Consider the following 24,888-nt stretch of genomic DNA (forward strand, 5'->3'; position numbering starts at 1 on the left):
GGGTGTAGCAGAGCAAAATTGGCCTGCCTAAAGACAAGGAGTCGACGCGGTGGAATTCGACGTGACCATCGAGATCCAAAAGGGCCAGCGGAACAAGTACGAGGTCGACCACGAGACTGGACGGCTACGTCTGGACCGCTACCTGTACACCGCGATGGCCTACCCGACCGACTACGGCTTCATCGAGGACACCCTCGGCGAGGACGGCGACCCGCTGGACGCGATGGTGCTGCTCCCGCAGTCGGTGTTCCCCGGCGTCATCGTGGAGGCCCGCCCGGTGGGCATGTTCCGGATGACCGACGAAAAGGGCGGCGACGACAAGGTGCTGTGCGTGCCGGCCGGCGACCACCGCTGGGACCACATCCAGGACATCGGCGATGTTCCGGAGTTCGAGCTGGACGTGATCAAGCACTTCTTCGTGCACTACAAGGACCTGGAACCGGGCAAGTTCGTCAAGGCCGCGGACTGGGTCGGCCGCGAAGACGCCGAGGCGGAGATCCAGCGCTCGATCGAGCGGTTCAAGGCCGAAGGGCACTGAGCCACGCCGCCGCGTTGATGCTCTCGGCGTAATCGCACCCGCAACGCCGCGGGATTGTCGGTGGCATCCTGGCGATGTGAGCCCGGTGCTGCATTTCGCCGCGAACTTCTGGTGGCTGGTTTTCCCGCTGGGCGGCGCGATCGGCGGCGGGCTGCGGGCGATCGGCGCGGCCAACGAACGCCGGGCCGAGCGCCGGATGGAGCGCTACCGGCTCAAGCAGCAGGCCAAGATCGCGGTGGCCGAAGCTTCCGGACGCGGGCGGACCCACGAGCAGGCCGACCGCCGCGAAATCGCCAAGCTCGTTGCGTTGCATGACCGTACCGACGCCCGGTGGTTCGACTATGAGCTCGACGTCGCGAAGTTGTTGGACTTCCCGCTGATGACCAACATGCGCGACCCGCTCACCATCGCGTTCCATAAGGCGAAGCGGCGCGCCGACCTGCTGCGACCGGAACCGCCCGACGCCCTGGTGGGTGACCGGGATGCGCTGCTGGACTACCGCGACGCCGTCCACGAGTACCTCAGTGCGTTCGAGATCGCCGAGGCCGAGGCGATCCGGCGGCGGCGCAGCGACTTCTCGGCCGATGACCAGCAGCGGCTGGCGCGCGCCCAGAACCTGCTGCACCTGGCGAACGACGACGCGGCGACACGAGAGGAGCGCCAGAGCGCCTACGCGCGGGCGACCAGGGAGCTCGACGGTTTGATCGCGCTTCCCGCCCCCGCCCGGGCCGCCATCGAACAGCGCATCGCCGGGCAGATCGAGGCCTAGACCGCCGCGGCCCCGGCGCGGGCTTCGCGGCGATTGCGCACGATGCTCCAGCCCAGCGCCGCGGCGATGAAGACCACGCCGACCGAGGCCGTGACGGCCTCGGGGATCTCGAAAGCGGGCTCGATGGAGGCCAGCATGATCACGGCCAGCGCCCCGATCGCCCAGTGCGCGCCGTGTTCGAGGTACACGAACCGGCCCAGGGCCTCCTGGCGGACCAGATAGATGGTGATCGACCGGACGAACATCGAGCCGACCAGTCCCAGCCCCAGCGCGATGACGATCGGGTCGGAAGTGATGGCGAACGCGCCGGTGACGCCGTCGAAGGAGAAGGCGGCGTCGAGCACCTCGAGGTAAGCGAACAGGGTCAGGCCGGCCCAGCGCGTCGCGGGTTCGGCCCTGGCGGTGTCGGTGTCCGACGGCCGAAACGCCCGACTCAACCCGTTGACCACCAGATAGGTCACCATGCCCAGCAGCCCGGCCGTCAGCACCGTGGCCGCCTCGTCACCCGAGTGCGTCAATTGCATGCCCACCAGGACCAGCGCCACGCCGGCGACCACCAGCGACACCTGCCCCAGCCGCCCGATGCGCGCGAAGGGAATCTCGATCCACTTGAGCCACTTGATGTCTCGGTCGTAGAAGACGAAATCCAGGAACAGCATCAACAGGAAGATGCCGCCGAACGCGGCGATCTGCGGATGCGCGGCGATGACGAGCTTTTCGTAGCTGGGCGAGCCGTCCGGAAACTCCAGCGCGCCGTGAGGCGGCGGATGCAGCGCCAGCTTCATCGCGCGCACCGGCTCCAGCCCGGCGGTCGCCCAGACGATGAGCAGCGGGAAGATCAGCCGCATGCCGAACACGGCGACGAGGATCCCGATCGTCAAAAACATCCGCTGCCAGAAGCGGCTCATCCGCTTCAGGATCGAGGCATTGATGATGGCGTTGTCGAACGACAGCGACACCTCGAGGGTGGCCAGCACCAGCAGCAGATAAAGACCTTTGAAGCCGCCATAGGCATAGCCAAAGCACAGGGCCGCCGCGGTGACCACCAGCGAGATCCCGAAGGTGCGCAAAGCGGACATGGATCCTTTCCGACCGCCGCCCACACTAGTGAACCGGATCGCCGCGATGGGCGATCGCTGCGGGCCGCATAGAATTTTCAAATTGTGGCGAACCATCGGGGCAGTCGGCCGACACCGCCGCCGCCCCGATGACCGAGATCAGCGCCTCGCAGGGGCCGGTGGCCCGCGGCAGCATGGCCCGGGTCGGCACCGCCACCGCCGTGACGGCGCTGTGCGGTTACGCGGTGATCTACCTGGCCGCGCGCGACCTGGCGCCGAGCGGGTTTTCGATATTCGGCGTGTTCTGGGGGGCGTTCGGACTGGTCACCGGCGCGGCCAACGGCCTGCTGCAGGAAACCACGCGGGAGGTCCGCTCGACCCCGTACATCAGCGACCTGGCCGCCCTGCCCGCGCCGGGCGAGCCCCGCACCCACCCGATGCGCGTCGCCATGCTGGTCGGGATCGCCGCCGCCGTCCTGATCGCCGGCAGCTCGCCGCTGTGGAGCGGGCGGGTGTTCGTCGAGGCGCGGCTGCTGTCGGTGGCGCTGCTGTCCGTCGGGCTGGCCGGGTTCTGCATGCACGCCACCCTGTTGGGCATGCTGGCCGGCACCAACCAGTGGACCCGCTACGGCGCGCTGATGGTGACCGACGCCGTCATCCGGGTGTTGGTGGCCGCGGCCACCGTGGCGCTGGGCTGGCGGTTGGTCGGCTTCCTGTGGGCGACGGTGGCGGGAGCGGTCGCCTGGCTGATCCTGCTGGTGGCCTCGCCCGCGACGAGGGCCACCGCCCGGCTGCTGACCCCGGGCGGCACCGCGACCTTCCTCCGCGGCGCGGCGCATTCGATCACCGCCGCCGGCGCCAGCGCCATCCTGGTGATGGGCTTTCCGGTGCTGCTGAAGCTGACCAGCGCGGAGCTCGGCGCGCAGGGCGGGGTGATCATCCTGGCCGTCACGCTGACCCGGGCGCCGCTGCTGGTGCCGCTGACGGCCATGCAGGGCAACCTGATTGCGCATTTCGTCGACGAGCGCAGCGACCGGATCCGCGCGCTGCTCGCCCCGGCGGGAATCGTCGGGGCGATCGGCGCGGTCGGAGTGGCGGCCGCGGCGTGCTGGGCCCGTGGCTGTTGCGGGTCGCGTTCGGGCCGCAGTATCACGCCAGCAGCGCGCTGCTGGCGTGGCTCACCGCGGCCGCCGTGGCGATCGCCATGCTGACGCTGACCGGGGCCGCGGCGGTGGCCGCCGCGCTGCACCGTGCCTACTCGCTGGGCTGGGTCGGCGCGACGGTCGCGTCGGGATTGCTGCTGTTGCTGCCGCTGTCCCTGCAGACCCGGACCGTGGTGGGGCTGCTGTGCGGGCCGGTGGTGGGGATCGGCGTCCATCTGCTGGCGCTGTCGCGCGCCGCGCGCTCTACCGGCTGATATGACCTGCACCAACGTGTACCTTGTGGGCTTAGATGGGTACTGAAACGCACAATTCCGTCGTCTGGGTCGTCATTCCCGCCTTCAACGAAGCAGCTGTCATCGGCGAGGTGGTCGCCGATGTGCGCTCGGTGTTCGACCATGTCGTGTGCGTGGACGACGGCAGCACCGACGGCACCGGGGAGATCGCCCTGCGAGCCGGCGCTCACCTGGTGCGGCATCCGATCAACCTCGGGCAGGGCGCCGCCATCCAGACCGGTGTCGAGTACGCCCGCAAGCAGCCGGGCGCGCAGATCTTCGCCACGTTCGACGCCGACGGCCAGCACCGCGTCAAGGACCTCGCCACGATGGTCGACCGGTTGCGGGCCGGCGACGTCGACATCGTCATCGGCACCCGGTTCGGCGCACCACAAAGCGCCCGGCCGCCGTTCGTCAAGCGGGTCGTGCTGCAGACCGCCGCGCGGTTGAGCCGGCGCGGCCGCCGACTTGGCCTGACCGACACCAACAATGGGCTGCGGGTGTTCAACAAGAAGGTCGCCGACGGCCTGGACATCACCATGAGCGGCATGAGCCACGCCAACGAATTCATCATGCTGATCGACGAAAACCATTGGCGCGTCGCCGAAGAGCCGATCGAGGTGCTCTACACCGCGTACTCGAGGTCGAAGGGGCAACCCCTGCTCAACGGCGTCAACATCATTTTCGACGGGTTCCTGCGAGGGAGGACTCCATGAACTGGATCCAGGTGCTGCTGATCGGGGCGATCGTCGCGCTGCTGGTGTATCTGCTGCGGTCGCGCCGCAATTCGCGGTCTAAGGCGTGGGTCAAGGTCGGCTACGTTGTGTTCGTGCTGGCCGGCATCTACGCCGTGCTGCGGCCCGACGACACCACGGTGGTGGCGCACTGGTTCGGGGTGCGGCGCGGCACCGACCTGATGCTCTACGCGCTGATCATGGCGTTCTGCTTCACCACGCTCAGCACCTACATGCGGTTCAAGGACTTGGAGCTGCGTTACGCGCGGCTGGCCCGGGCGGTGGCGATGGACTCCGCGCAGGCCCCCGAGGGCGGCTAGCGGGCCGCTATCCGGCCTGCGCCTGCCGAAAGAATTCCACCGTTCGGGCCACCCCGTCCTGCAGCCCGACTTTCGGCTTCCATCCCAAAACCTCTGCGGCCAAACCGATGTCGAGGCAGGACCGCTTGAGGTCGCCGAGCCGCGGCTGCGCGAACTCCGGATCGTCGGGCCCCCGACGGCAGCCGCCACCGCCGAATGCAGTTGACGGTCCGACGTTTCGATGCCGGTGCCGATGTTGAACCGCTGCCCGCCGCCGGCGTCGCCGGACGCCCTGACGAACGCGTCCACGACGTCGTCGACGAAGACATAGTCGCGGGTGTTGCTGCCGTCCCCGAAGACCTTGGTGGGCTTACCCGAGAGCAGCGCCTGGGCGAAGATCGCCACCACGCCGGCCTCGCCGTGCGGATCCTGGCGCGGGCCATACACATTCGCCGGGGCGATGTGCGAGCAGTCCAGGCCGTACAGGTGGCGGAAGGTGTTCAGGTAGATCTCGCCCGCCACCTTGCCCGCGGCATACGGCGACGCGGGGTCGGTCGGCACCGTCTCGGGAGTCGGGTACCGCGGCGGGGTGCCGTAGATGGATCCGCCCGAGGAGGTGTGCACGACCTTGCGGACATGCGCCCGGCGGGCCGCCTCGGCCAGGCGCACCGTGCCGACGACGTTGACCGAGGCGTCGAACTGCGGGTCGGCCACCGAGTGCCGCACGTCGATCTGGGCGGCCAGGTGGAACACCACCTCCGGGCGGTGCTCGTCGAGGATGGCCTCCAGGTCGGCCGTCACGATGTCGGCCTCGACGAAGACGTGCGCCGGATTGTCGGCCAGGTGCTCCAGGTTGGTCGCGCGGCCGGAGGCGAAGTTGTCCAGCCCCACCACCGCATGACCGTCGGCTAACAGACGGTCGACTAGCGTCGAGCCGATGAATCCGGCCGCCCCGGTAACCAGTGCACGCACCGGCCCACCATACATAGCGACCGCGGCCGCCGCGCTCATCGCGGTGCAGCTGGCGGTGCGGGCGGTGCTGGCGTTCGGCGGCTACTTCTACTGGGACGACCTGATCCTCATCGGCAAGGCCGGCACCCACAACCTGCTCGCGCCGTCGTACCTGTTCGACGACCACGACGGGCACGTCATGCCCGGCGCATTCCTGGTCGCGGGCACCATAATCCGGCTGGCGCCGCTGAACTGGACCTGGCCGGCGGTCAGCCTGCTGGTGCTGCAACTGCTCGCGTCGCTGGCCCTGTTGCGCGCGCTGCACGTCATCCTCGGCTGGCGGCCGGTGCTGCTGATCCCGCTCACGTTCGCGTTGTTCACGCCGTTGGGGGTGCCCGGCTTCGCGTGGTGGGCGGCGGCGCTGAACTCGCTGCCGATGCTGGCCGCGCTGGCCTGGGTGTGCGCCGATGCCATCCTGCTGGTGCGCACCGGCAAACAGCGCTACGCGGTGACCGGGGTGCTGGTCTACTTCGGCGGGCTGCTGTTCTTCGAGAAGGCCGCGGTGATCCCGTTCGTCGCGTTCGCGGTGGCCGCGCTGCTGTGCCACGTCACCGGCGATCGGAGCCTGGGATCGGCGCTGGCGACGGTGTGGCGGGCCGGCCTGCGATTGTGGATCGCCGCACTGGCCCTCACGGCGGCCTGGGTCGCGCTGTATCTGGCCGTGGTCAACCAGCAGCGGTGGAGTTCCGACCTGGCGATGACGGGGCAGCTGCTGATGCGCTCGATCACGCACGGCATCGTGCCGGGGTTGGCCGGCGGGCCGTGGCACTGGGATCGGTGGGCGCCGGCCTCGCCCTGGGCGACGCCCGCGCCGCCGGTGATGACGCTGGGCTGGCTGGTGCTGGCCGCGATCCTGGCCGTGTCGCTGGTGCGCAAGGAGCGCATCGGGCCGGTGTGGGCGATCGCCGTCGGCTACGCCGTCGCCTGCCAGGTGCCGATCTACCTGATGCGGTCCTCGAAGCAGACCGCGCTGGAACTCGCGCAGACGCTGCGCTACCTGCCGGATCTGGTCGTGGTGCTGGCGCTGCTGGCCGCCGTGGCGTTGTGCGCACCCAACCGGCGGGCCGCTCCGCGCTGGCTCGACGCCTCGCCGAAGCGCACCGCGGTCGCCGCGGTCTTGGCGGCGTTGTTCGTAGCCAGCAGCCTGTACTCGACGGCGACGTTCCTGACCAGCTGGCGCGACAACCCCGCCCAGCCCTATCTGCGCAACGCGCGGGCCGCCCTGGCCCAGGCGCACGCCGCATCGGACGCGCCGCTGCTGGACCAGGAGGTCGATCCGCTGGTGCTGCAGCGGGTGGCCGCACCGGAGAATCTGGCCAGCCACCTGTTCGCCCTGCTGCGTGATCGGCCCGAATTCGCGCCCGCCACAACGCAATTGCGCATGTTCGACCGCTCGGGCCGGCTGATCAAGGCGCGCGTCACCTGGGTGCGGACCATCGCGCCCGGGCCGATACCGCGGTGCGGCTACTTCGCCCAGCCGGACAAGCCGGCCCGCCTGGTCCTCGACGGCCCGCTGCTGCCCGCCGACTGGACCGTCGAGCTGAACTACCTGGCCAACAGCGACGGCTCGATGACGTTGACGATGACCCAGGGCCCCGAGGTCAAGGTGCCGGTGCATCCCGGACTCAACCGGGTCTTCGCCCGGCTGCCGGGCGCCGGGGATGCGATCACCGTGCGCGCCAACACCACCGCGCTCGCGTTGTGCATCGCGTCGGGCCCCGTGGGCTTCCTGGCGCCGGCCTGAACGCGCGACTGCTGAAAAGATGGAGCCGCCTGGGGGAATCGAACCCCCGACCTATTCATTACGAGTGAATCGCTCTACCGACTGAGCTAAGGCGGCATACCCGCACGCCGGGCGGCACGAGTCTACGGCAGCCGGGCGGACAGACCCAACTCAGTCGCGCAGTTCCTGGCCGATGGTGGCGACCATGGCGTCGACGGCGAACTTGGGCTTGACGTTGATCGCCAGCGCCTCGCGGCATTCGAGCACCGCTTCGATGCAGCGCAGCAGCCGCGCGGGCGGGGCGTGCGCGGCCAGCGCCGCGACCTTCTCGGCCATATCGGGATGGTTGGCCCGCACCGCGCCGGCTCCCCCGTCCAGGGCGGAGGTCATCAGCGCGTCGCGGAAATAGGTCGCCAGGTCGATCAGCGCGCGGTCCAGGGCGTCACGCGAGGCCCGGGTCTGCCGCGACTTCTGCCGTCGCTCAAGGTCCTTCATCGCCCCGGCCGCGCCGCGCATCGCGCCCGCGGTGCCCTTGCCGGTACCGCCGGCGCCCAGGGCGGTGCGCAACTCCTCGGTCTCCGCCTCGGCACGGTCGGCGGTCAGCACCACGGCCTCGGCCTCGGCCGCGGCCACCAGTTCCTCCGCGGCGGCGTAGGCCCGCGACGGGGTCGCGGCGTCGCGCACCAGCGACAACGACCGCTCGCGGCGTTCCCTGGCCTCGGGGTCGGTGGCCAGCCGGCGCGCCCGCCCCACGTGGCCGCCGCTGACCGACGCCGCCCAGCTCGCCGTGTCCGGGCTCAGGCCGTCGCTGTCGACCAGCACGCGCGCTATCGCCTCGGTCGACGGCGTCACCAGCGCCACGTGCCGGCACCGGGAGCGCAGCGTGATCGCGATGTCCTCGGGATCCACCGACGGCGCGCACAGCAGGAACACGGTCGACGGCGGCGGTTCCTCGACCACCTTCAGCAGGGCGTTGGCCGCGCCCTCGGTCAGCCGATCGGCGTCTTCGATCACCACGATCTGCCAGTGCCCGGTAGCCGGGCGCCGCGACGCGATCTGCACGATCGACCGCATCTCGTCGACGCCGATGGACAGGCCTTCGGGAACCACCCGCCGCACGTCGGCGTGGGTGCCGGCCATGGTCGTCGTGCACGCGTGGCAGCGCCCGCACCCTGGGTCCCCGTCCTCGGCGGCAGACGTGCACTGCAGCGCGGCCGCGAAGCACAACGCCGCCACCGACCGCCCCGAACCCGGCGGACCGGTGATCAGCCACGCATGTGTCATAGTCCCGGCGCCCGCCCCCGTGTGGCCCACGTCACCACGCGCGGCTCTGGCGGCGGACAGCAGCTCGGCCGTCACCGCGTCCTGGCCTACCAGCCGCGTAAACACCCCGGACATCACCGGTAACAGTAGTGGCGCCGCCGACAGATACCGAACAGCCACCGGACCGCGACCATTCCGTTATCTTCGGCGTCATCACGGCACCCCGGCGACCTGCCGAGATCGTTATTAAGTTTCCGGGAGGTCGGCGCCGACCGATACGGTGGGTTCGTGACAACGGCGGCGGCACTACCGGGGCGGATCAGCGCATTCGTCCGCTGGGTGATGCGCACGCCGTGGCCGCTGTTCTCGCTCAGCATGCTGCAGGCCGACATCATCGGCGCCCTGTTCGTGCTCGGCTTCCTCCGCTACGCGCTGCCGCCCGAGGACCGCATCCAGTTGCAAGACCTGCCGGTCTTGAACCTAGCGATCTTCGCCACCGCGCTGGTGGTCGTGTTCCTCACCGGATTGGCCGTGACGCTGCGGCTGCTGATGCCGGTGTTCCGGTGGCAGCGCCGCGACAACATGCTCGCCGAGGCGGACCCGGCGGCCACCGAGCTGGCCCGCAGCCGCGCGCTGCGAATGCCGTTCTACCGCACCCTGATCAGCATCGTGGCCTGGGCCATCGGCAGCGTGGTGTTCATCATCGCCAGCTGGTCGGTGGCCCGCTTCGCCGCGCCCGTGGTCGCGGTGTCCACCGGGCTGGGCGCCGCGGCCACCTCGATCATCGGCTACCTGCAGTCCGAGCGGGTGCTGCGGCCCGTGGCGGTGGCCGCCCTGCGCAGCGGGGTGCCCGAGAACGTCAAGGCGCCCGGCGTCATCCTGCGGCAGATCCTGACCTGGATGCTGTCCACCGCCGTGCCGGTGCTGGCGATCGTGCTGGCGGTGGTGGCGGACAAGACGTCGCTGCTGCACGCCACCCCCGAGAAGCTGTTCACCCCGATCCTGTTGCTGGCGTGCGCCGCGCTGGGCATCGGCCTGGTCAGCACGCTGCTGGTGGCGATGTCGATCGCCGACCCGCTGCGCCAGCTGCGCTGGGCGCTCTCGGAGGTGCAACGCGGAAACTACAACGCGCACATGCAGATCTACGACGCCAGCGAGCTGGGCCTGCTGCAGGCGGGCTTCAACGACATGGTGCGCGATCTGTCCGAGCGGCAGCGGCTGCGTGACCTGTTCGGCCGTTACGTCGGCGAGGACGTGGCCCGCCGGGCGCTGGAGCGCGGCACCGAGCTGGGCGGCCAGGAGCGCGACGTCGCGGTGCTGTTCGTGGACCTGGTCGGCTCCACCCAGCTGGCCTCCACCCGGCCACCCGCCGAGGTCGTCCACCTGCTCAACGAGTTCTTCCGGGTGGTCGTGGAAACCGTCGGCAAGCACGGCGGTTTCGTCAACAAGTTCCAGGGTGACGCCGCGCTGGCCATCTTCGGCGCACCGATCGAACACCCCGACTCACCCGGCGGGGCGCTGGCCGCGGCCCGGGAACTGCACGACGCGCTGCTACCGGTGATCGGTTCGGCGGAGTTCGGCATCGGGGTGTCCTCCGGGCGGGCCATCGCCGGCCACATCGGCGCGCAGGCCCGCTTCGAGTACACGGTGATCGGCGACCCGGTCAACGAGGCCGCCCGACTGACCGAACTCGCCAAGCTGGAGCCCGGCCACGTGCTGGCATCGGCCATCGCGGTCAGCGGGGCGCTGGACGCCGAGGCCCTGTGCTGGGACGTCGGCGAGGTGGTCGAGCTGCGCGGCCGCCGGGCGCCCACCCAGCTGGCCCGTCCGGTGCACCTGGCCGGCACGCCCGACTCGGAGGCCCCCCGGGCTCGCGCCGAAGAGATGTCCGGCGAGACCATCGGCCCGGGCTACTGAGCCGGGGCTAACCGCGCTTGGCGGCCTTTTTGGCCGCGGCCTTCTTCGCCGGAGCCTTGCGGGTGGCCTTCTTGGCGGGACGCTTCACCGGACCACGGGCCCGGCGGTCGGCCAGCAGTTCCGCGGCGCGCTCGTCGGTGATCGAGGCGACGTCGTCGCCCTTGCGCAGGCTGGCGTTCGTCTCACCGTCGGTGACGTACGGACCGAACCGGCCGTCCTTGATCACCATCGGCTTGCCGCTCGCCGGGTCGGCGCCCAGCTCGCGCAGCGGCGGCGCGGCGGCGCCTTGCCTGCCACGGCGTTTGGGCTCCGCGTAGATCTTCAGCGCTTCCTCGAGGGTGATGTCGAACATCTGCTCCTCGGTCGCCAGCGATCGAGAGTCGGTGCCGCGCTTCAGGTATGGCCCGTAGCGGCCGTTCTGCGCGGTGATCTCCTCGCCGGTTTCGGGGTCGACACCGACCACCCGCGGCAGCGAGAGCAGCCGCAACGCGTCCTCGAGCGTGACCGTCTGCAAGTCCATGGTGCGCAGCAGTGAACCGGTGCGCGGCTTGGGGCCGGTGGGCTTCTTGCCCTTCTTCGCGGCCGTGGCGCTGCCGTCGTCGCCGCCGGGCGGCGGTTCCGGCAGCACCTCGGAAACGTATGGCCCGTAACGGCCGTCCTTGGCGACGATCTCGTGCCCGGTTGCCGGGTCCACCCCCAGCACCCGACCCTCCTGCGGCGTGGCGAACAGCTGCTCGGCCACCTCCAGGGTCAGCTCGTCGGGGGTCAGCGAGTCGTTGAGGTTGGCCCGCTGCGGCTTGGGCTCGCCGTCGTCGCCGGTCACCATGCGCTCCAGATACGGCCCGTTCTTGCCCACCCGGACGTAGACCGGGCGGCCCTGTTCGTCGTCAAAGAGCCTGATGGAGTTGACTTCTCGAGCGTCGATGCCTTCCAGGTTGACGCCGACGAGCTTCTTCAGGCCGCCCGAGCGGGCCACCGAGTCGGCCACCCCGTGCTCGCCGCCGAAGTAGAAGTTGTTGAGCCAGTCGGTGCGTCGCTCCTGCCCCGAGGCGATCGCGTCCAGCTCGTCTTCCATCGCGGCGGTGAAGTCGTAGTCGACGAGGCGGCCGAAATGCTGTTCCAGCAAACCGGTTACGGCGAACGCCACCCACGAAGGCACCAGCGCGCTGCCCTTCTTGTGCACGTAGCCGCGGTCCTGGATGGTCTTGATGATCGACGAGTACGTCGACGGGCGGCCGATGCCCAGCTCTTCGAGCGCCTTCACCAGCGACGCCTCGGTGTAGCGCGCGGGCGGGTTGGTGGCGTGGCCGTCGGGGGTGAGCTCGAGGGCGTCCAGGCGCTGCCCCTGGGTCAGCTGCGGCAGCCGGCTCTCGGCGTCGTCGGCCTCGCCGCCTGCCAGCTCGTCCACGGTCTCCACGTAGGCCTTCAAGAAGCCCGCGAACGTGATGGTGCGACCGCTGGCCGAGAACACCACGTCGCGACCGGCTGATTGGCCGTTGATCCGCAGGCTCAGGGTGGTGCCGCGCGCGTCGGCCATCTGCGAGGCCACCGTGCGCTGCCAGATCAGCTCGTAGATGCGGAATTCGTCGCCGTCGAGTTCGCGGCGCACCGCGTCCGGGGTCGCGAACGTCTCACCCGCGGGACGGATCGCCTCGTGCGCCTCCTGGGCGTTCTTGACCTTCCGGGTGTACTGGCGCGGCGACGGGGACACGTATTCGGCGCCGTAGAGCTGGCGGGCCTGGGTGCGCGCGGCGTTGATCGCCGACTCCGACAGCGTCGTGGAGTCGGTACGCATATAGGTGATGTAGCCGTTCTCGTAGAGCCGCTGGGCGATGCTCATCGTGCGCTCGGAGGAGAACCGCAACTTGCGGCCGGCTTCCTGCTGCAGCGTCGAGGTCATGAAGGGCGCGTAGGGCCGCCGGGTGTAGGGCTTCTCCTCCACCGACGCGACGGTGAGCTGGGCGCCGCTCAGGCCCGCCGCCAGCTGCGTCGCGCTCGCCTCGTCGAGGATGGTCACCTCGTTGGCCTTGCGCAGCTGCCCCAGCGAGTCGAAGTCGCGGCCGGCGGCCACGCGCAGGCCGTCGACGCCGGTCAGGCGGGCGGTGAAGGTGGGCGGCGAGGCCTGCGGGTCGGAGACGCTGGCGTCCAGCTTGGCCAGGATGTCCCAGTACGAGGCGCTGCGAAACGCCATGCGGTCGCGTTCGCGCTGCACGATGATCCGGGTGGCCACCGATTGGACCCGGCCCGCCGACAGCTTCGGCGCGACCTTCTTCCACAGCACGGGGCTGACCTCGTAGCCGTACAGGCGGTCCAGGATGCGCCGGGTTTCCTGCGCGTCGACCAGGTCGATGTCCAGGTCGCGGGGGTTCTCGGCGGCCTCGAGGATGGCCGGCTCGGTGATCTCGTGGAACACCATCCGCTTGACCGGGATGTTCGGCTTCAGGGTTTCCAGCAGGTGCCAGGCGATGGCTTCGCCCTCGCGGTCACCATCCGTGGCCAGGTAGAGCTCGTCGACTTCCTTGAGCAGGCCCTTGAGTTCGGTGACCGTGCTCTTCTTCTCGGGGCTGATGATGTACAGCGGTTCGAAGTCCGCGTCGACGTTGACCCCGAGCCGGGCCCAGGGCTCCGACTTGAATTTCGCCGGCACGTCGGCGGCGGCGCGGGCAGGTCGCGGATGTGGCCGCGCGACGACTCGACGATGTACCTGGAGCCCAGGTAGCTGGCCAGTTTGCGCGCCTTGGTGGGCGACTCGACGATCACGAGTCGCCGGCGGCTGCCATTCCCGCCGCTGCCGGTGTCCTTTAGTTTCGGGTCAGCCAACTGCCCTTACGCTCCATCCGTGATTGGTCCCCCCTGCGAGACCACCTGCAGGAAGAATGACAGGTCGGCATCGAAAATTCCGGTGAAATTCAGGTACGCGACCGTTCCTTCGCCCTGCGGCACCTGACAATTTCGCACCCTTGGGCGCGCCTGCGCAAACTGACATCCGCGAAAATGACGGAAAGCCGACACGATTTCGGGCGTTGTCTCCAGGTTAGACTCGCGGCCACCGCGATAGCGCCTCAGCGCCGTCGGGCGGCTCGCCCACGTTCTCTACCAGGCGCGATAGCCTGCGGCGCCCGCTGATCCGCAGCGCCGGCCGGCCACCGCGGGTGCCGATCAGGGTGGGCGCAATCCCGACGCGCATCAAAGCCGACGCCAGCGGCGAGTGCGTGTCCGGCGCGTGCGGGTCCAACGCCAGCAGGTAATGCTCGCCCTCCGGGTTTCCGGCGGCCAGCGTCCACGCCCGCAGCTCGCGCGGCCCGGGCAGCCAGCGCGGCGGCACCGTCTTGACCGCGCCGCGCGTCCATTCGGCGGCCAGCGTGCTCAGCGAGGGGTCCACCGCCGTGCGCACCAACGGGGTGTCCTCGTCGGTCCGGCTGATCTCGGCCACCAGACCTGCCTCGCGGATCATGTCGGCGAGCGCCGAGGCCCGCCAGGACTGGTCCACGACCACCGACAGCCGGGCCCCCGCGACCCGGCTTTCACCGGTGGCACCCACGGTGACGATCTGCCCGGACGCCGCCAGCACCCCGGAAAGATCGGCGACCGCGGGCGGCACCGACTCCGCTGTGAAGAAGGACAGCTGGCTCACGCCACCGACAGTAGGCCAGGGGGCCCATCCGCGTCTTGAGGCAACCGGCGCGGCGCCCCGGCCCGTCCTGGTTGGGGCGGTAAAAGAGGAAACCCCCCGGCCGGACCCGCTGGGCGGGTCTGCACGGGGGGTATCCGTTCTGGTCTGCTCGTCTCTACAGGGAGCGGACTCCGGTGGCCTGGGGGCCCTTAGGGCTGTGGCCGATCTCGAACTCGACCTTCTGGTTCTCTTCGAGGGTGCGGAAGCCCGAACCCTGGATCTCCGTGTAGTGGACAAACACGTCAGCGGAACCGTCTTCGGGGGCGATGAACCCGAAGCCCTTCTCCGCGTTGAACCACTTCACAGTTCCCTGTGGCATCTCTCGATCTTTCCTTTTCTTCTGGGTGCGGGGCATCGCTTTTCGATGCCCCGGGCCTGGTACGACCGCCATACCTCGCTGAGTCGCCGGAACTTCACCCGACCGATTAACCTCGCAGGAACCGCGGCCGCAACGTCGATCCTGCGAAAGTTTGACACGAACACAGAAGCTGCGACCGCAAATAGTCAACCATGTTCATCGCGTCGGCGACAGACTTGTGTGTTTCGCCGATTCGAAGGCCGATTCCAGGGCCGATGCGAAGGCTGATTTCACGACGGATCCACCGAGGGGGTGAGATGGCGAGTTTCGGCAGTGAGCTGCTCGCCGCAGCACTCGCCGGAACGGCGTCCGACGAGCACCCACTGCGCCACGTCGCCGAACTCCCACCGCGCAGCGGCCGCCCGCACGATTGGCCGGCCTGGGCCGAGCCGGACGTGGTCAGCGCGTTCGCCGACCGCGGGATCAAATCGCCGTGGTCGCATCAGTCCGCGGCGGCGGACCTGGCGTACGCCGGCCGGCACGTGGTGCTCAGCACCGGTACCGCCTCGGGCAAGTCGCTGGCCTATCAGCTCCCCGTCCTCAACACGTTGGCCACCGATCCGCGGGCCCGGGTGCTGTACCTGTCGCCGACGAAAGCGTTGGGCCACGACCAATTGCGGGCCGCCCACGCGCTGACGGCCGCCATCCCGACGTGCCACGACGTCGCGCCCACCGCCTACGACGGCGACAGCCCGACCGAGGTCCGGCGCTTCGCGCGGGAACGTTCGAGGTGGGTGTTCTCCAATCCCGACATGATCCACTTGTCGATCTTGCGCAACCACGCCCGGTGGACCGTCCTGTTGCGCAGTCTTCGCTTCGTGATTGTCGACGAATGTCATTACTACCGTGGGGTTTTCGGCTCCAACGTGGCAATGGTGCTGCGCCGCCTGTCGCGGTTGTGCGCCCGCTATTCGGCTCGCCCCGACTGCCAGCCGACTTTCATCTTCGCCAGCGCGACAACGGATTCCCCGGGCGCGACGGCCACCGAACTCCTCGGGCAGCCGGTCGCGGAGGTCACCGAGGACGGTTCACCGCAGGGCGCCCGGACGGTCGCACTGTGGGAGCCCGCGCTGCGGTCCGACCTGACCGGCGAGAACGGCGCCCCGGTGCGCCGTTCCGCCGGTGCCGAGGCGGCGCGCGTGATGGCCGACCTGATCGCCGAGGGCGCCCAGACGCTGACCTTCGTACGCTCGCGCCGTGCCGCGGAATTGACCGCGCTGGGCGCGCAGGCGCGGTTGGACGACATCGCCCCGGAGTTGTCCGGGCAGGTCGCGTCGTATCGGGCCGGTTACCTCGCGGAGGACCGCACCGCCCTGGAGCGGGCGCTGGCCGAAGGCCGGCTGCGCGGCCTGGCCACCACCAACGCGCTGGAACTGGGCGTGGACATCGCCGGACTGGACGCGGTCGTGCTCGCCGGTTTCCCCGGCACCGTCGCCTCGTTCTGGCAGCAGGCCGGCCGGTCCGGGCGCCGCGGGCAGGGGGCGCTGGTGGTGCTGGTGGCCCGCGACGATCCGCTGGACACCTACCTGGTGCACAACCCCGCCGCGCTGCTGGACAAGCCGGTCGAGCGCGTCGTGATCGACCCGGCCAACCCCTACATCCTGGGTCCGCAGCTGCTGTGCGCGGCAACCGAATTACCGCTGGACGACGCGGAGGTGCGCGCCCTCGAGGCCACCGAGGTGGCCGACGGGCTGGTCGACGACGGGCTGCTGCGGCGGCGCGGCGGCAAGTACTTTCCGGTGCCCGGCCTGGAACCCCATGCCGCGGTGGACATCCGGGGCTCGGCGGGCGGCCAGATCGTCATCGTGGAGGCCGACACCGGGAGGTTGCTGGGCAGCGCAGGCGCCGGTCAGGCGCCCGCCACCGTCCACCCCGGCGCGGTGTACCTGCATCAAGGCGACAGCTACGTGGTGGACTCCCTGGACACCGAGGAAGGCATCGCGTTCGTGCACGCCGAGGACCCCGGTTATGCGACGTTCGCGCGCGAGGTCACCGACATCGCCGTCACCGGAACCGGCGAGCGCCTGGCGTTCGGACCGGTCACGCTGGGTCTGGTCCCGGTCACGGTCACCCATCAGGTGGTGGGGTACCTGCGCCGCAGGCTGTCCGGGGAGGTGATCGACTTCATCGAATTGGAGATGCCCGAACACACTCTGGCCACCACGGCGGTGATGTACACCATCACCGAAGACGCGTTGCAGCGCAAGGGCGTTGAGGCGACCCGGATCCCCGGAGCGTTGCACGCCGCCGAACACGCGGCGATCGGGCTGCTGCCGCTGGTGGCCAGCTGCGACCGCGGCGACATCGGCGGGCTGTCCACCGCCGTCGGGCCCGATCCCCTGGGCCTGCCCAGCGTCTTCGTCTACGACGGTTACCCGGGCGGCGCGGGGTTTGCCGAACGGGGCTTTCGTCGTGCCCGCATCTGGCTGGGCGCGACCGCAGCCGCGATCGAGGCATGCGAGTGCCCCCGGGGCTGCCCGTCGTGCGTGCAATCCCCCAAGTGCGGCAACGGCAACGACCCGCTCGACAAGGCGGGCGCGGTGCTGGTGCTCAGGCTCGTCCTCGCGGAGTTGGCGCGGGGGCCACGGGAGCACGATTTCCGCGGATGACGACCGACCCCTCGACGGTCGACCCAGCGGATTGCCCCGTGACGCCCACGCCACGAACGCATTTCCTGCTGCTCAAGAAATGGCGGCGTGCTGTCGCACTGAATGAGAAAGCGATTAGGTGTGCGCCACCCGCAACCCCGACGATGCGGGCGCAGCAGGAAACTACCAAGGCCCCGTTGGCATCGCAAGCACCGACAACGCGGGCGTCGGGTGCCGGTTGCGGAGGCCTTCGGCGCCCGACGGTGTCGCCCGCACTCCCCTCGTCCCGTCGGCTCACCGTAAAATCGGCCGCATGGCCCACGACTGGTTGCTCGTGGAGACACTCGGGGGTGATCCCACCGTGGTGGCGCAGGGCCGCCAGCTCAAAAACCTGGTGCCCATCACCACATTCCTGCGCCGCAGTCCCTATCTCGCCGCGGTACGCACGGCGATCGCCGAGTCGGTGCAGACCGGCCAGGCTTTGACCAGCATCACGCCCAAGCGGGACCGCATCATTCGCACCGAACCGGTGGTGATGTCCGACGGCTTCATCCATGGCGTGCATGTCTGGACCGGTCCCGCCGACGCCGAGCCGCCCGAGCGGCCGATTCCGGGGCCGCTGAAATGGGACCTGACCCTCGGCGTGGCCACCGACACCCGCGAATCGCTGATCAACAGCGGGAAGAATCCCGAGGTCGAGGTGACCTTCGGCAGGGCCTTCGCCGAAGACCTCCCATCCCGTGAACTCAACCCGAACGAGACCAAGGTGCTGGCGATGGCGGTCAAGGCCAAGCCCGACCAAACACTGTGCAGCACCTGGGATCTCACCGATTGGCGGGGAGAGGCTATCCGGATAGGTTTCGTCGCACGCACGATTCTGGAACCGGGGCCCGACGGCCGGGAGCACTTGGTGGCGCGGGCGATGAACTGGCAGTCCGAACTCAAGGGCCCGGAGGTGTCGACCGATGATCTGGCGCAACGGATCCTCAGCGGCCTGGCCCAGGCCGGGGTGCACCGGGCGCTGATCGACCTCAACACCTGGTCGCTGCTGAAATGGCTCGACGAGCCCTGCACGTTCTACGACTGGCGCAGCAGCGAGACGGGCACGCCCCGGGTGCACCCCGACGACCATGACCTGATGTCCAGCATGACAAGGGAATTCAGTGGGGGCGCCACCAGCCGGGTGCTGCGGATGCCCGGGCACAACGGGGATTGGGTGCCGGTGCACGTCACCGTCAACCGGGTCGAGCTGGAACCAGACACGTACGCCGGGCTGGTCTCGCTGCGGCTGCCCACCGACGAGGAACTGGCCACGGCGGGATTGTCGCCGAGCCCCGACGCCGCGCCCTAGTCGGATGCCGCGGAAGCCGGCCCGCCCGCGCGGCGGCCCGCGCCGCGCCGCCGAACGCGACGGCCACCCGCGCGGTCACGATGACATCGAGACCGTCCACCGCACAGCCGATGTCGTCGACCCGCATCTGCCGTGCCACCCCAGCGGCTCTGGCGCAGGCCGCATCCGCGCCGGAGGCCAGCCGCGCCGCGGCCGCCAGGGCGGCCAGGTCGGCGACAGCCTGCGCGCGGTGCCGCGCCACCACCGCCGAACCCAGATAGGCGCCGGCGCCGGCCGCCGTCAGCAGCACCACGATCATCCACGCCGCGACCAGGGTAGCCGAGCCCCGCTCACCGCGCCGGCTCGGCCGCCGAGACGGCCTTGGCCGCAATGTCGATGGTGGGCAACAACTTCGAGTGCGCGACGACGGTGGCCACCAGGAAGTCGCCGTCGCGGTGCAGGTCGACTCGCGCACCACCGGGCGCCAGCCGGCGCGCGGCGGCCACCGCCGAGCGTTCGTCGCCGCGGGCCGCCAGCCGGGCGGCTTCGCGGGCGGCGTCGACGCAGCGCACCTGCATCGACACCGCGCTGACACCGGCCAGGCACAGCACCAGCACCACCACCAGCGCGGCGATGCCCAGCGCCGCCTCCACGGTGGAGGCACCGGCACTGCCCGCTACACCTTGGTGTTGAGCGCACGGCCGATGATGTTGGTCAGCGCCGAGACGATGGAATCGCCGGTGACGACGGTGTAGAGCACCGCGCCGAAGGCGGCGGCCGCGATGGTGCCGATGGCGTATTCGACCGTCGACATGCCCGACTCGTCGGCCACCAGCACGGCGACGCGCGCCGCGAATTCGCGAAACATGTTGACCATCAATGGTTTCCTTTCGTTTCATAGCAGACCCGACTGCAAGACATCACCGGCCAGCCCGGCCACCACCGGGACGATGCCCAGGCAGACGAACGCCGGCAGGAAGCACAGGCCCAGCGGTCCGGCGATCAGCACACCGGCCCGCTCGGCCGCGGCGGTCGCCGCGTGCGCGGCGTCGTTGCGAGACTCCTCGGCCAACTCGCCGACGGCGCCGGCCAGCGCCGCGCCCGAGGACGCCGAACGCCTGGCCAACCGCAGCAACGCATCGATCTGCGGATCGGCGGCCTGCCGCGGGCCGGGCGGAATGGACCATGCCACAGCGGGATCGGCGCCGAGCGCGAGCAGGTCGGCGGCACGGCGCAACACCCTGGCCAGCTTTGGCGGCGCGGACGGGGCCGCGGCCGCCGCGGCCGTCGACACGGCCATCCCCGCGCCCAGGCACACCGCCAGCACGTCCAGGCAGGAGGCGACCGCCAGCGGGTCCGTCCCGCGCGACGGTGCCCGGCCCGCGGCCGTCGGCCGCCACGCGCCGGCGTCCCGGCGCGGCTGCGCACCAGCGAGGGTCCGGGGCCGACCCACAGCGCCAGCGCCAGCAACACCGCGACCAGGCCCACCCTCACGACGCCACCCGATCCGCGATGCGATCCGCCCACAGCAGCCCGACGCAGGCCAGCGTCGACCCGACGAGCAACAGCCACCCGCCCGTGTGCCCGCCGAACAGGAAGGCCAGCGGCCGGGCGCCGATCAGTTGGCCCAGCAGCACTCCCAGCACCGGCAGCGTGGCCAGGATCGTCGCGGTTGCGCGAGCGCCTGCCATGCTCGACGAGACCCGGGCCGAGAACCGTTGCCGCTCAGCGATGTCGCGCTGCGCGGCGCGCATCAGTGTGGCTATTCCTAGCCCGTTGTCGCTGGCCAGCCGCCAGCACAGCGCGAGCCGCTGCCAGTGCACCGGCAGCGCCGAGCCGCGGGCCGCGGCGGCCAGGCCCGCCGCGACGTCGGCCCCCAGCCGGGCCCGCGCCGCCACCGAACACAGCGACGCGGCAACAGCGCCTTCGCTGTCGTCTGCGGCGACGCCGAACGCGCGTACCGGATGCGAGCCGGCCCGCAACTCGCCGACCAGCACCTCCAGCGCGGATTGCAGCGCGTCGCCCTCAGCCGTGCCGCGCCGCACGCTCCGGCGGCGCCGATATCGCAGACCCGCGGTCGCGCCCACGACCGCGAGGCACAGGACGGTGGTCAGCGGCAGCACGATAACGGCGACGCACCCGACGGCCGCGGCGACCCAGCCCGCCTCCCGCGGCCCGACCGTCGGAAGGTGCCGCCGCCGGGCGGCCGACAGGCGTCCGCGCGGCGAGGGCCGAACGACGACGAGCGCCAGCGACAACGGCAGCACGCCGGCCAGTGGGGCGTTCACGCCGGCATCCTGTCGCGCAGCAGGCGCTGCAGCCGCGGGGCCGCATCCGTCATCCCCCGATCCGCATGCCACACGGTGACGGCGCGCACCTGGCCGTGATCGTTGTGCAGCGCGGCGATTTCGCTGAGCCGCCGCCGGCCGGCGCGGTCGCGTTCGACGTGCAGCAGCACCTGCACGGCGGCGGCGAGTTGGCTGTGCAGCGCGGCACGGTCGAGGCCGCCGAGCGCGCCCAACGCCTCCAGGCGAGCGGGAACCTCCCCGGGGTTGTTGGCGTGCACGGTGCCCGCGCCGCCGTCGTGGCCGGTGTTCAGCGCGGCCAGCAGGTCCACGACTTCGGCGCCCCTGACTTCGCCGACCACGATGCGGTCGGGCCGCATGCGCAGCGCCTGGCGGACCAGTTCGCGGACCGGAACCTCGCCGACGCCTTCGACGTTGGCGCACCGCGCGACGAGCTTCACCAGGTGCGGGTGCCGCGGCGCGAGCTCCGCGGCATCCTCCACGCACACGATCCGCTCGCCTGCCGGTACGGCGCCCAGCATCGCGGCGAGCAGCGTCGTCTTGCCTGCGCCGGTGCCACCGCTGACCAGGAAGGCCAGCCGGGCGTCGATGATCTCGGTGACCAGCGCGGCGGCCGCCGGATCGATCGCGCCGGTGGCCGTCAGCGCCGCCAGATCCTGGCTGGCGGGCCGCAGGACGCGCAACGACAGGCAGGTGCCCGCGGCCGCCACCGGCGGCAGCACCGCGTGCAGCCGCACCGTGAGGCCGCCGGCGCCGATCCCCGTCAGCTCGCCGTCGACCCAGGGCTGCGCGTCGTCCAGCCGGCGGCCGGCCGCCAGCGCCAACCGTTGCGCCAAGCGCCGCACCGCAGCCTCGTCGGCGAAACGGATCCCGGTACGCCGCAGGGCGGTGCCGTCGTCGACCCACACCGCATCCGGCGCGGTGACCAACACGTCGGTCGTCCCGTCCGCGCAGAGCAGCGGGTCGAGGATGCCGGCACCGGTGAGCTCGGTCTGCAGCACCCGCAGGTTGGCCAGCACCTCGGTGTCGCCGAGCATCCCGCCGGACTCGGCCCGGATCGCGGCGGCAACCACGGCCGGCCCGAGCGGCCCTGCCTCACCGGCCAGTCGCTCGCGGACCCGTTCGATCAGCGAACCGCTCACGCCGCCTTGCCGTTCCGCCCCGCCCGTCGCCGCGACCCGGCGGACGGGAGCACGCCGAGCACCTGTCGCGCCCCCGTCGCGAGCGCCGAGCGCCGGCCTAACCGCAGGCCGCCGCGGTCGACCTGCTCGGCGAGTTGCGGTTGCGCTTTGATCGAGGCCAGCAGCGGCAGGCCGGCGATCTCGGCGATCTCGGCGGGCCGCAGTCCGGCGGGCGACGGCCCGCGCACCACCAGGCCGACGTTGGGATTGATGGACGCCAGGTCCGGCGCCAGCGCGCCGGTGGCCGCGCAGGCCCGCACGTCACAGCGGCTGACGACGACGACGAGATCGGCCGCGCTGAGCGCGGCTTGGGCGGCGTCGGTGAGACGGCGGGGTAGGTCGCAGATGACGCTGGCCGCGCCACGCCGGCCGGCGTCGACGACGGCGTGCACCGGACCGGCGTCCAGCTCGTAACCGCGTCGGGTGCCGGACAGCACGCTGACCCCGCGGTGTCGCGGCAGCGCATCGCGGACGGCCGGCCAGTTCAGCCGGCCGCCCTGCAACGCCAGATCCGGCCAGCGCAGCCCCGGCGCGCTTTCGCCGCCCAGCAACAGGTCGAGGCCGCCACCCCAGGGGTCGAGGTCCACCAACAACGCGTCCGTGGCGGCCTGCGCCAGGGCGACCGCGAGTAGGGAGGCGCCCGCCCCGCCGCAGCCCCCGATGACGGCGACCGCGTGTCCGCGCGCCCCGTCGTCGCGCGACGATTCGGCGGCCTCGGCGAGTGCGCGGACCAAGTCCGCTTCCTGCCCGGGCAGCCGCAACACATGCGCGGCGCCGACCCCGACGGCGGCCGCCCACGTCGCCGTCTCCGGTTCGGCGGCCGTCAGCACGGTGACGTGATCGCGGCGCGGCAGCACCCGTCGCCCGCAGCGCGCCGCCGCCCGCGCGTCCAGCACGACGGCCGCGGCCGCCGCCCAGGTCTTGCGGCTGACCGGAGAACCGTCGCCGGCATGCACCACCCGCACACCGGCGGCGGCCGCCACCCGGTCCAGCTCGGCGCGCAGGTCGGGCTCCGCCAGCATCGCCAACACACCCGCGGAACCCGTCGCGTCAACTCCCGATCTGCTGGCCACCCGACCACTGTGCGGGGCCGTGACCCTGGCACAACAGTGCCAAATGCGGATTTGTGGATAGAGACGCGAGTGTGCACAAACGCGTCGCCGGGGCATGCGCCAGCGACGACGGGCACGCTTTCCCGCAACGCACCCGAACCAGCGCCCGGCGCGGTGCGGCGAAGCAAAACTGACCCTAGAAAAGGGACGACCCCCGCCAGGGGGGGAGGAGGCGAGGGTCGTCGTGTATCAGCCCCGGGGGGTCGGGCTGATACACCCTCGGCTCAGGCCGAGTAATGCTTACTATACACATGACAAGCCGGAGTAACGCAAGACATCATTTTCTGAAAAAACAGCTTGAGCCGCGTAAACACAGCTTCGTCCACGCCCCGAACCCCCCTGAGCGGCCATTTCCGGTGCGGGATCGCGGCCTCGCGGCACCGTCGACCTATGCTGGGTCGGTGACCGTCTTCGACCCCACCGCGGAGCAGTCAGCCCCGGAGCAATCAGCGGCAAGCACCGCTCCCCACGCCCGAACGGCGGCCTTCTTCGACCTGGACAAGACGATCATCGCCAAGTCCAGCACCCTGGCGTTCAGCAAACCGTTTTTCAATCAGGGCCTGCTCAACCGCCGCGCCGTGCTCAAGTCCAGCTACGCCCAGTTCATCTATCTGCTCTCGGGTGCCGATCATGACCAGATGGATCGGATGCGCGCGCACATGACCAACATGTGCACCGGCTGGGACGTCGAACAGGTCAAGTCGATCGTCAACGAGACGCTGCACGACATCGTGACCCCGCTGGTGTTCGCCGAAGCCGCCGACCTGATCGCGGCGCACAAGTTGTGCGGGCGCGACGTCGTGGTGGTGTCGGCCTCCGGCGAGGAGATCGTCGCCCCCATCGCCCGGGCCCTCGGCGCCACCCACGCGATGGCGACCCGGATGGTCGTCGAGGACGGCCGCTACACCGGCGAGATCGCGTTCTACTGCTACGGCGAGGGCAAGGTGCAGGCGATCCGCGAACTCGCCGCGCGCGAGGGCTACCCGCTGGAACACTGCTACGCCTACTCCGACTCGATCACCGACCTGCCGATGCTCGAGTCGGTCGGCCACCCCAACGTGGTGAATCCCGACCGGGGGCTGCGCCGCGAAGCCGTCGAACGCGGCTGGCCGGTGATGTCCTTCTCCCGTCCGGTGTCACTGCGTGACCGCATCCCGGCGCCGTCCGGTGCGGCGATCGCCACGACGGCCGCGGTCGGCATCAGCGCCCTGGCCGCCGGCGCGGTCACCTATTCGTTGTTGCGCCGGTACGCGTTCTGACCGCCGCGGCCGCCACAGCAAACTCGTTAAACGCGCAATCCAAAATGGATTCGGCGGCATTCGCGGTTTGGCCCTTGATGTGCTAGGGGTCTAGTAGTACAAAGGAACCACGGAAGCCCGGTGAGGCCAAGGTCTAGCCGGAAGAGAAGGTTCGTCCTCCCGACCCGGGCGCCCAGCACGGTGCTCGGCACCCACGCCGAGTCACAGCCGCGAAAATGGCAGAAGTGTTGCGGGCCTGCGAAATTGCGAAGATGCCGAAGGTATCGACGACCCTTTGGGTGGGGTTGCAACCGTAAGCGTCGTGAGATCGCCGAGGCCAACCCACGCAGCCCAG

Annotated in this window: 20 protein-coding genes, 1 tRNA gene and 3 pseudogenes; 10 read left to right on the top strand and 14 right to left on the bottom strand. The window is 70.6% G+C overall.

The window, feature by feature from the left end; genetic code table 11:
* Nucleotides 1-49: 49 nt before the first annotated feature.
* Entirely contained in the window at nucleotides 50-538 is a 489-nt protein-coding gene (locus B9D87_RS16815) for an inorganic diphosphatase (protein WP_007772291.1), read from the top strand.
* A 76-nt stretch (nucleotides 539-614) separates the two neighbouring features.
* On the top strand, nucleotides 615-1,307 hold the full coding sequence (locus B9D87_RS16820) for a hypothetical protein (RefSeq protein ID WP_040630638.1): 693 nt from the start codon (nucleotides 615-617) through the stop codon (nucleotides 1,305-1,307).
* Here B9D87_RS16820 and B9D87_RS16825 read toward each other — a convergent pair.
* Complete coding sequence (locus B9D87_RS16825) at nucleotides 1,304-2,386, bottom strand: DUF475 domain-containing protein (protein ID WP_007772285.1); 1,083 nt, start codon at nucleotides 2,384-2,386, stop codon at nucleotides 1,304-1,306. The genes B9D87_RS16820 and B9D87_RS16825 overlap by 4 nt on opposite strands.
* Nucleotides 2,387-2,514: 128 nt before the next feature.
* Here B9D87_RS16825 and B9D87_RS16830 point away from each other — a divergent pair.
* The 3 genes and pseudogenes from B9D87_RS16830 to B9D87_RS16840 all read left to right on the top strand — a co-directional run bounded on the left by B9D87_RS16830 (nucleotide 2,515) and on the right by B9D87_RS16840 (nucleotide 4,854).
* Nucleotides 2,515-3,782 (top strand): annotated as a pseudogene (locus B9D87_RS16830) (hypothetical protein).
* Between the two features lie 35 nt (nucleotides 3,783-3,817).
* Nucleotides 3,818-4,516: a polyprenyl-phospho-N-acetylgalactosaminyl synthase PpgS gene (gene ppgS / locus B9D87_RS16835; protein ID WP_007772281.1), complete on the top strand. Its 699-nt coding sequence runs from the start codon at nucleotides 3,818-3,820 to the stop codon at nucleotides 4,514-4,516.
* Nucleotides 4,513-4,854 carry a DUF2304 domain-containing protein gene (locus tag B9D87_RS16840; RefSeq protein WP_007772279.1) on the top strand — a complete coding sequence of 114 codons (342 nt, stop codon included), beginning with the start codon at nucleotides 4,513-4,515 and terminating at the stop codon, nucleotides 4,852-4,854. The genes ppgS and B9D87_RS16840 overlap by 4 nt, the downstream gene beginning before the upstream one ends.
* 7 nt (nucleotides 4,855-4,861) lie before the next feature.
* Here B9D87_RS16840 and B9D87_RS16845 read toward each other — a convergent pair.
* Nucleotides 4,862-5,805: pseudogene (locus B9D87_RS16845) on the bottom strand (NAD-dependent epimerase/dehydratase family protein).
* On the opposite strand from B9D87_RS16845, the gene B9D87_RS16850 reads away from it, so the two are divergent.
* Nucleotides 5,771-7,588 (top strand): hypothetical protein, encoded by a 1,818-nt coding sequence (locus B9D87_RS16850; RefSeq protein WP_238553456.1) that lies wholly within the window; start codon nucleotides 5,771-5,773, stop codon nucleotides 7,586-7,588. The pseudogene B9D87_RS16845 and the gene B9D87_RS16850 overlap by 35 nt on opposite strands.
* A gap of 20 nt (nucleotides 7,589-7,608) precedes the next feature.
* Here B9D87_RS16850 and B9D87_RS16855 read toward each other — a convergent pair.
* Together B9D87_RS16855 and B9D87_RS16860 are read right to left on the bottom strand one after the other, a co-directional pair.
* Nucleotides 7,609-7,684, bottom strand: a tRNA-Thr gene (locus B9D87_RS16855).
* 54 nt (nucleotides 7,685-7,738) lie between these two features.
* Nucleotides 7,739-8,965: a DNA polymerase III subunit delta' gene (locus tag B9D87_RS16860; RefSeq protein WP_007772276.1), complete on the bottom strand. Its 1,227-nt coding sequence runs from the start codon at nucleotides 8,963-8,965 to the stop codon at nucleotides 7,739-7,741.
* A gap of 153 nt (nucleotides 8,966-9,118) precedes the next feature.
* Between B9D87_RS16860 and B9D87_RS16865 the strand changes: the two genes are divergently transcribed.
* Nucleotides 9,119-10,747 (top strand): adenylate/guanylate cyclase domain-containing protein, encoded by a 1,629-nt coding sequence (locus B9D87_RS16865; RefSeq protein WP_040630637.1) that lies wholly within the window; start codon nucleotides 9,119-9,121, stop codon nucleotides 10,745-10,747.
* Nucleotides 10,748-10,754: 7 nt separating this feature from the next.
* Here the strand turns inward: B9D87_RS16865 and topA are convergent.
* The 3 genes and pseudogenes from topA to cspA all read right to left on the bottom strand — a co-directional run bounded on the left by topA (nucleotide 10,755) and on the right by cspA (nucleotide 14,739).
* Nucleotides 10,755-13,567 (bottom strand): annotated as a pseudogene (gene topA / locus B9D87_RS16870) (type I DNA topoisomerase).
* A gap of 214 nt (nucleotides 13,568-13,781) precedes the next feature.
* Nucleotides 13,782-14,381 carry a hypothetical protein gene (locus B9D87_RS16880; RefSeq protein ID WP_007772269.1) on the bottom strand — a complete coding sequence of 200 codons (600 nt, stop codon included), beginning with the start codon at nucleotides 14,379-14,381 and terminating at the stop codon, nucleotides 13,782-13,784.
* 154 nt (nucleotides 14,382-14,535) lie between these two features.
* Complete coding sequence (gene cspA / locus B9D87_RS16885; protein WP_007772268.1) at nucleotides 14,536-14,739, bottom strand: cold shock protein CspA; 204 nt, start codon at nucleotides 14,737-14,739, stop codon at nucleotides 14,536-14,538.
* Between the two features lie 296 nt (nucleotides 14,740-15,035).
* Between cspA and B9D87_RS16890 the strand changes: the two genes are divergently transcribed.
* Both B9D87_RS16890 and B9D87_RS16895 read left to right on the top strand, forming a co-directional pair.
* Entirely contained in the window at nucleotides 15,036-17,387 is a 2,352-nt protein-coding gene (locus B9D87_RS16890; RefSeq protein WP_007772265.1) for a DEAD/DEAH box helicase, read from the top strand.
* 292 nt (nucleotides 17,388-17,679) lie between these two features.
* A complete protein-coding gene (locus tag B9D87_RS16895) occupies nucleotides 17,680-18,717 on the top strand; it encodes a PAS domain-containing protein (protein ID WP_007772264.1) in 1,038 nt (345 codons plus the stop codon).
* Here the strand turns inward: B9D87_RS16895 and B9D87_RS16900 are convergent.
* The 7 genes from B9D87_RS16900 to ssd are packed head-to-tail and all read right to left on the bottom strand — an operon-like array spanning nucleotide 18,602 to nucleotide 23,205.
* Complete coding sequence (locus tag B9D87_RS16900) at nucleotides 18,602-19,015, bottom strand: Rv3654c family TadE-like protein (RefSeq protein ID WP_367648959.1); 414 nt, start codon at nucleotides 19,013-19,015, stop codon at nucleotides 18,602-18,604. The two genes, B9D87_RS16895 and B9D87_RS16900, sit on opposite strands and share 116 nt — an antisense overlap.
* 31 nt (nucleotides 19,016-19,046) lie before the next feature.
* Nucleotides 19,047-19,349 carry a TadE family type IV pilus minor pilin gene (locus tag B9D87_RS16905; protein ID WP_007772262.1) on the bottom strand — a complete coding sequence of 101 codons (303 nt, stop codon included), beginning with the start codon at nucleotides 19,347-19,349 and terminating at the stop codon, nucleotides 19,047-19,049.
* A gap of 23 nt (nucleotides 19,350-19,372) precedes the next feature.
* Entirely contained in the window at nucleotides 19,373-19,573 is a 201-nt protein-coding gene (locus B9D87_RS16910) for a DUF4244 domain-containing protein (RefSeq protein WP_007772261.1), read from the bottom strand.
* An 18-nt stretch (nucleotides 19,574-19,591) separates the two neighbouring features.
* The gene (locus B9D87_RS16915; protein WP_437340114.1) at nucleotides 19,592-20,149 is read right to left on the bottom strand and encodes a type II secretion system F family protein; all 558 of its coding nucleotides are present in this window, start codon (nucleotides 20,147-20,149) and stop codon (nucleotides 19,592-19,594) included.
* Nucleotides 20,150-20,186: 37 nt separating this feature from the next.
* Nucleotides 20,187-20,984, bottom strand: a complete 798-nt coding sequence (locus B9D87_RS16920) for a type II secretion system F family protein (protein ID WP_007772258.1) — start codon at nucleotides 20,982-20,984, stop codon at nucleotides 20,187-20,189.
* A complete protein-coding gene (locus tag B9D87_RS16925; protein ID WP_040630635.1) occupies nucleotides 20,981-22,144 on the bottom strand; it encodes a TadA family conjugal transfer-associated ATPase in 1,164 nt (387 codons plus the stop codon). The genes B9D87_RS16920 and B9D87_RS16925 overlap by 4 nt, the downstream gene beginning before the upstream one ends.
* The gene (ssd, locus tag B9D87_RS16930; protein WP_007772254.1) at nucleotides 22,141-23,205 is read right to left on the bottom strand and encodes a septum site-determining protein Ssd; all 1,065 of its coding nucleotides are present in this window, start codon (nucleotides 23,203-23,205) and stop codon (nucleotides 22,141-22,143) included. The genes B9D87_RS16925 and ssd overlap by 4 nt, the downstream gene beginning before the upstream one ends.
* Before the next feature lie 491 nt (nucleotides 23,206-23,696).
* Between ssd and B9D87_RS16935 the strand changes: the two genes are divergently transcribed.
* Nucleotides 23,697-24,554 (top strand): HAD-IB family hydrolase, encoded by an 858-nt coding sequence (locus B9D87_RS16935; protein WP_007772252.1) that lies wholly within the window; start codon nucleotides 23,697-23,699, stop codon nucleotides 24,552-24,554.
* Nucleotides 24,555-24,888 lie beyond the last annotated feature (334 nt).

It is taken from the genome of Mycobacterium colombiense CECT 3035 (assembly GCF_002105755.1).
Lineage (GTDB): Bacteria > Actinomycetota > Actinomycetes > Mycobacteriales > Mycobacteriaceae > Mycobacterium > Mycobacterium colombiense.

Bases quoted from the DNA above. Each gene is read 5' to 3' on its own strand.
- B9D87_RS16825 (WP_007772285.1), bottom strand. From the start codon at position 2,386: ATGTCCGCTTTGCGCACCTTCGGGATCTCGCTGGTGGTCACCGCGGCG.
- ppgS (WP_007772281.1), top strand. From the start codon at position 3,818: ATGGGTACTGAAACGCACAATTCCGTCGTCTGGGTCGTCATTCCCGCC.
- B9D87_RS16840 (WP_007772279.1), top strand. From the start codon at position 4,513: ATGAACTGGATCCAGGTGCTGCTGATCGGGGCGATCGTCGCGCTGCTG.
- B9D87_RS16850 (WP_238553456.1), top strand. From the start codon at position 5,771: ATGAATCCGGCCGCCCCGGTAACCAGTGCACGCACCGGCCCACCATAC.
- B9D87_RS16860 (WP_007772276.1), bottom strand. From the start codon at position 8,965: ATGTCCGGGGTGTTTACGCGGCTGGTAGGCCAGGACGCGGTGACGGCC.
- cspA (WP_007772268.1), bottom strand. From the start codon at position 14,739: ATGCCACAGGGAACTGTGAAGTGGTTCAACGCGGAGAAGGGCTTCGGG.
- B9D87_RS16890 (WP_007772265.1), top strand. From the start codon at position 15,036: ATGGCGAGTTTCGGCAGTGAGCTGCTCGCCGCAGCACTCGCCGGAACG.
- B9D87_RS16895 (WP_007772264.1), top strand. From the start codon at position 17,680: ATGGCCCACGACTGGTTGCTCGTGGAGACACTCGGGGGTGATCCCACC.
- B9D87_RS16900 (WP_367648959.1), bottom strand. From the start codon at position 19,015: ATGATCGTGGTGCTGCTGACGGCGGCCGGCGCCGGCGCCTATCTGGGT.
- B9D87_RS16910 (WP_007772261.1), bottom strand. From the start codon at position 19,573: ATGGTCAACATGTTTCGCGAATTCGCGGCGCGCGTCGCCGTGCTGGTG.
- ssd (WP_007772254.1), bottom strand. From the start codon at position 23,205: ATGCTGGCGGAGCCCGACCTGCGCGCCGAGCTGGACCGGGTGGCGGCC.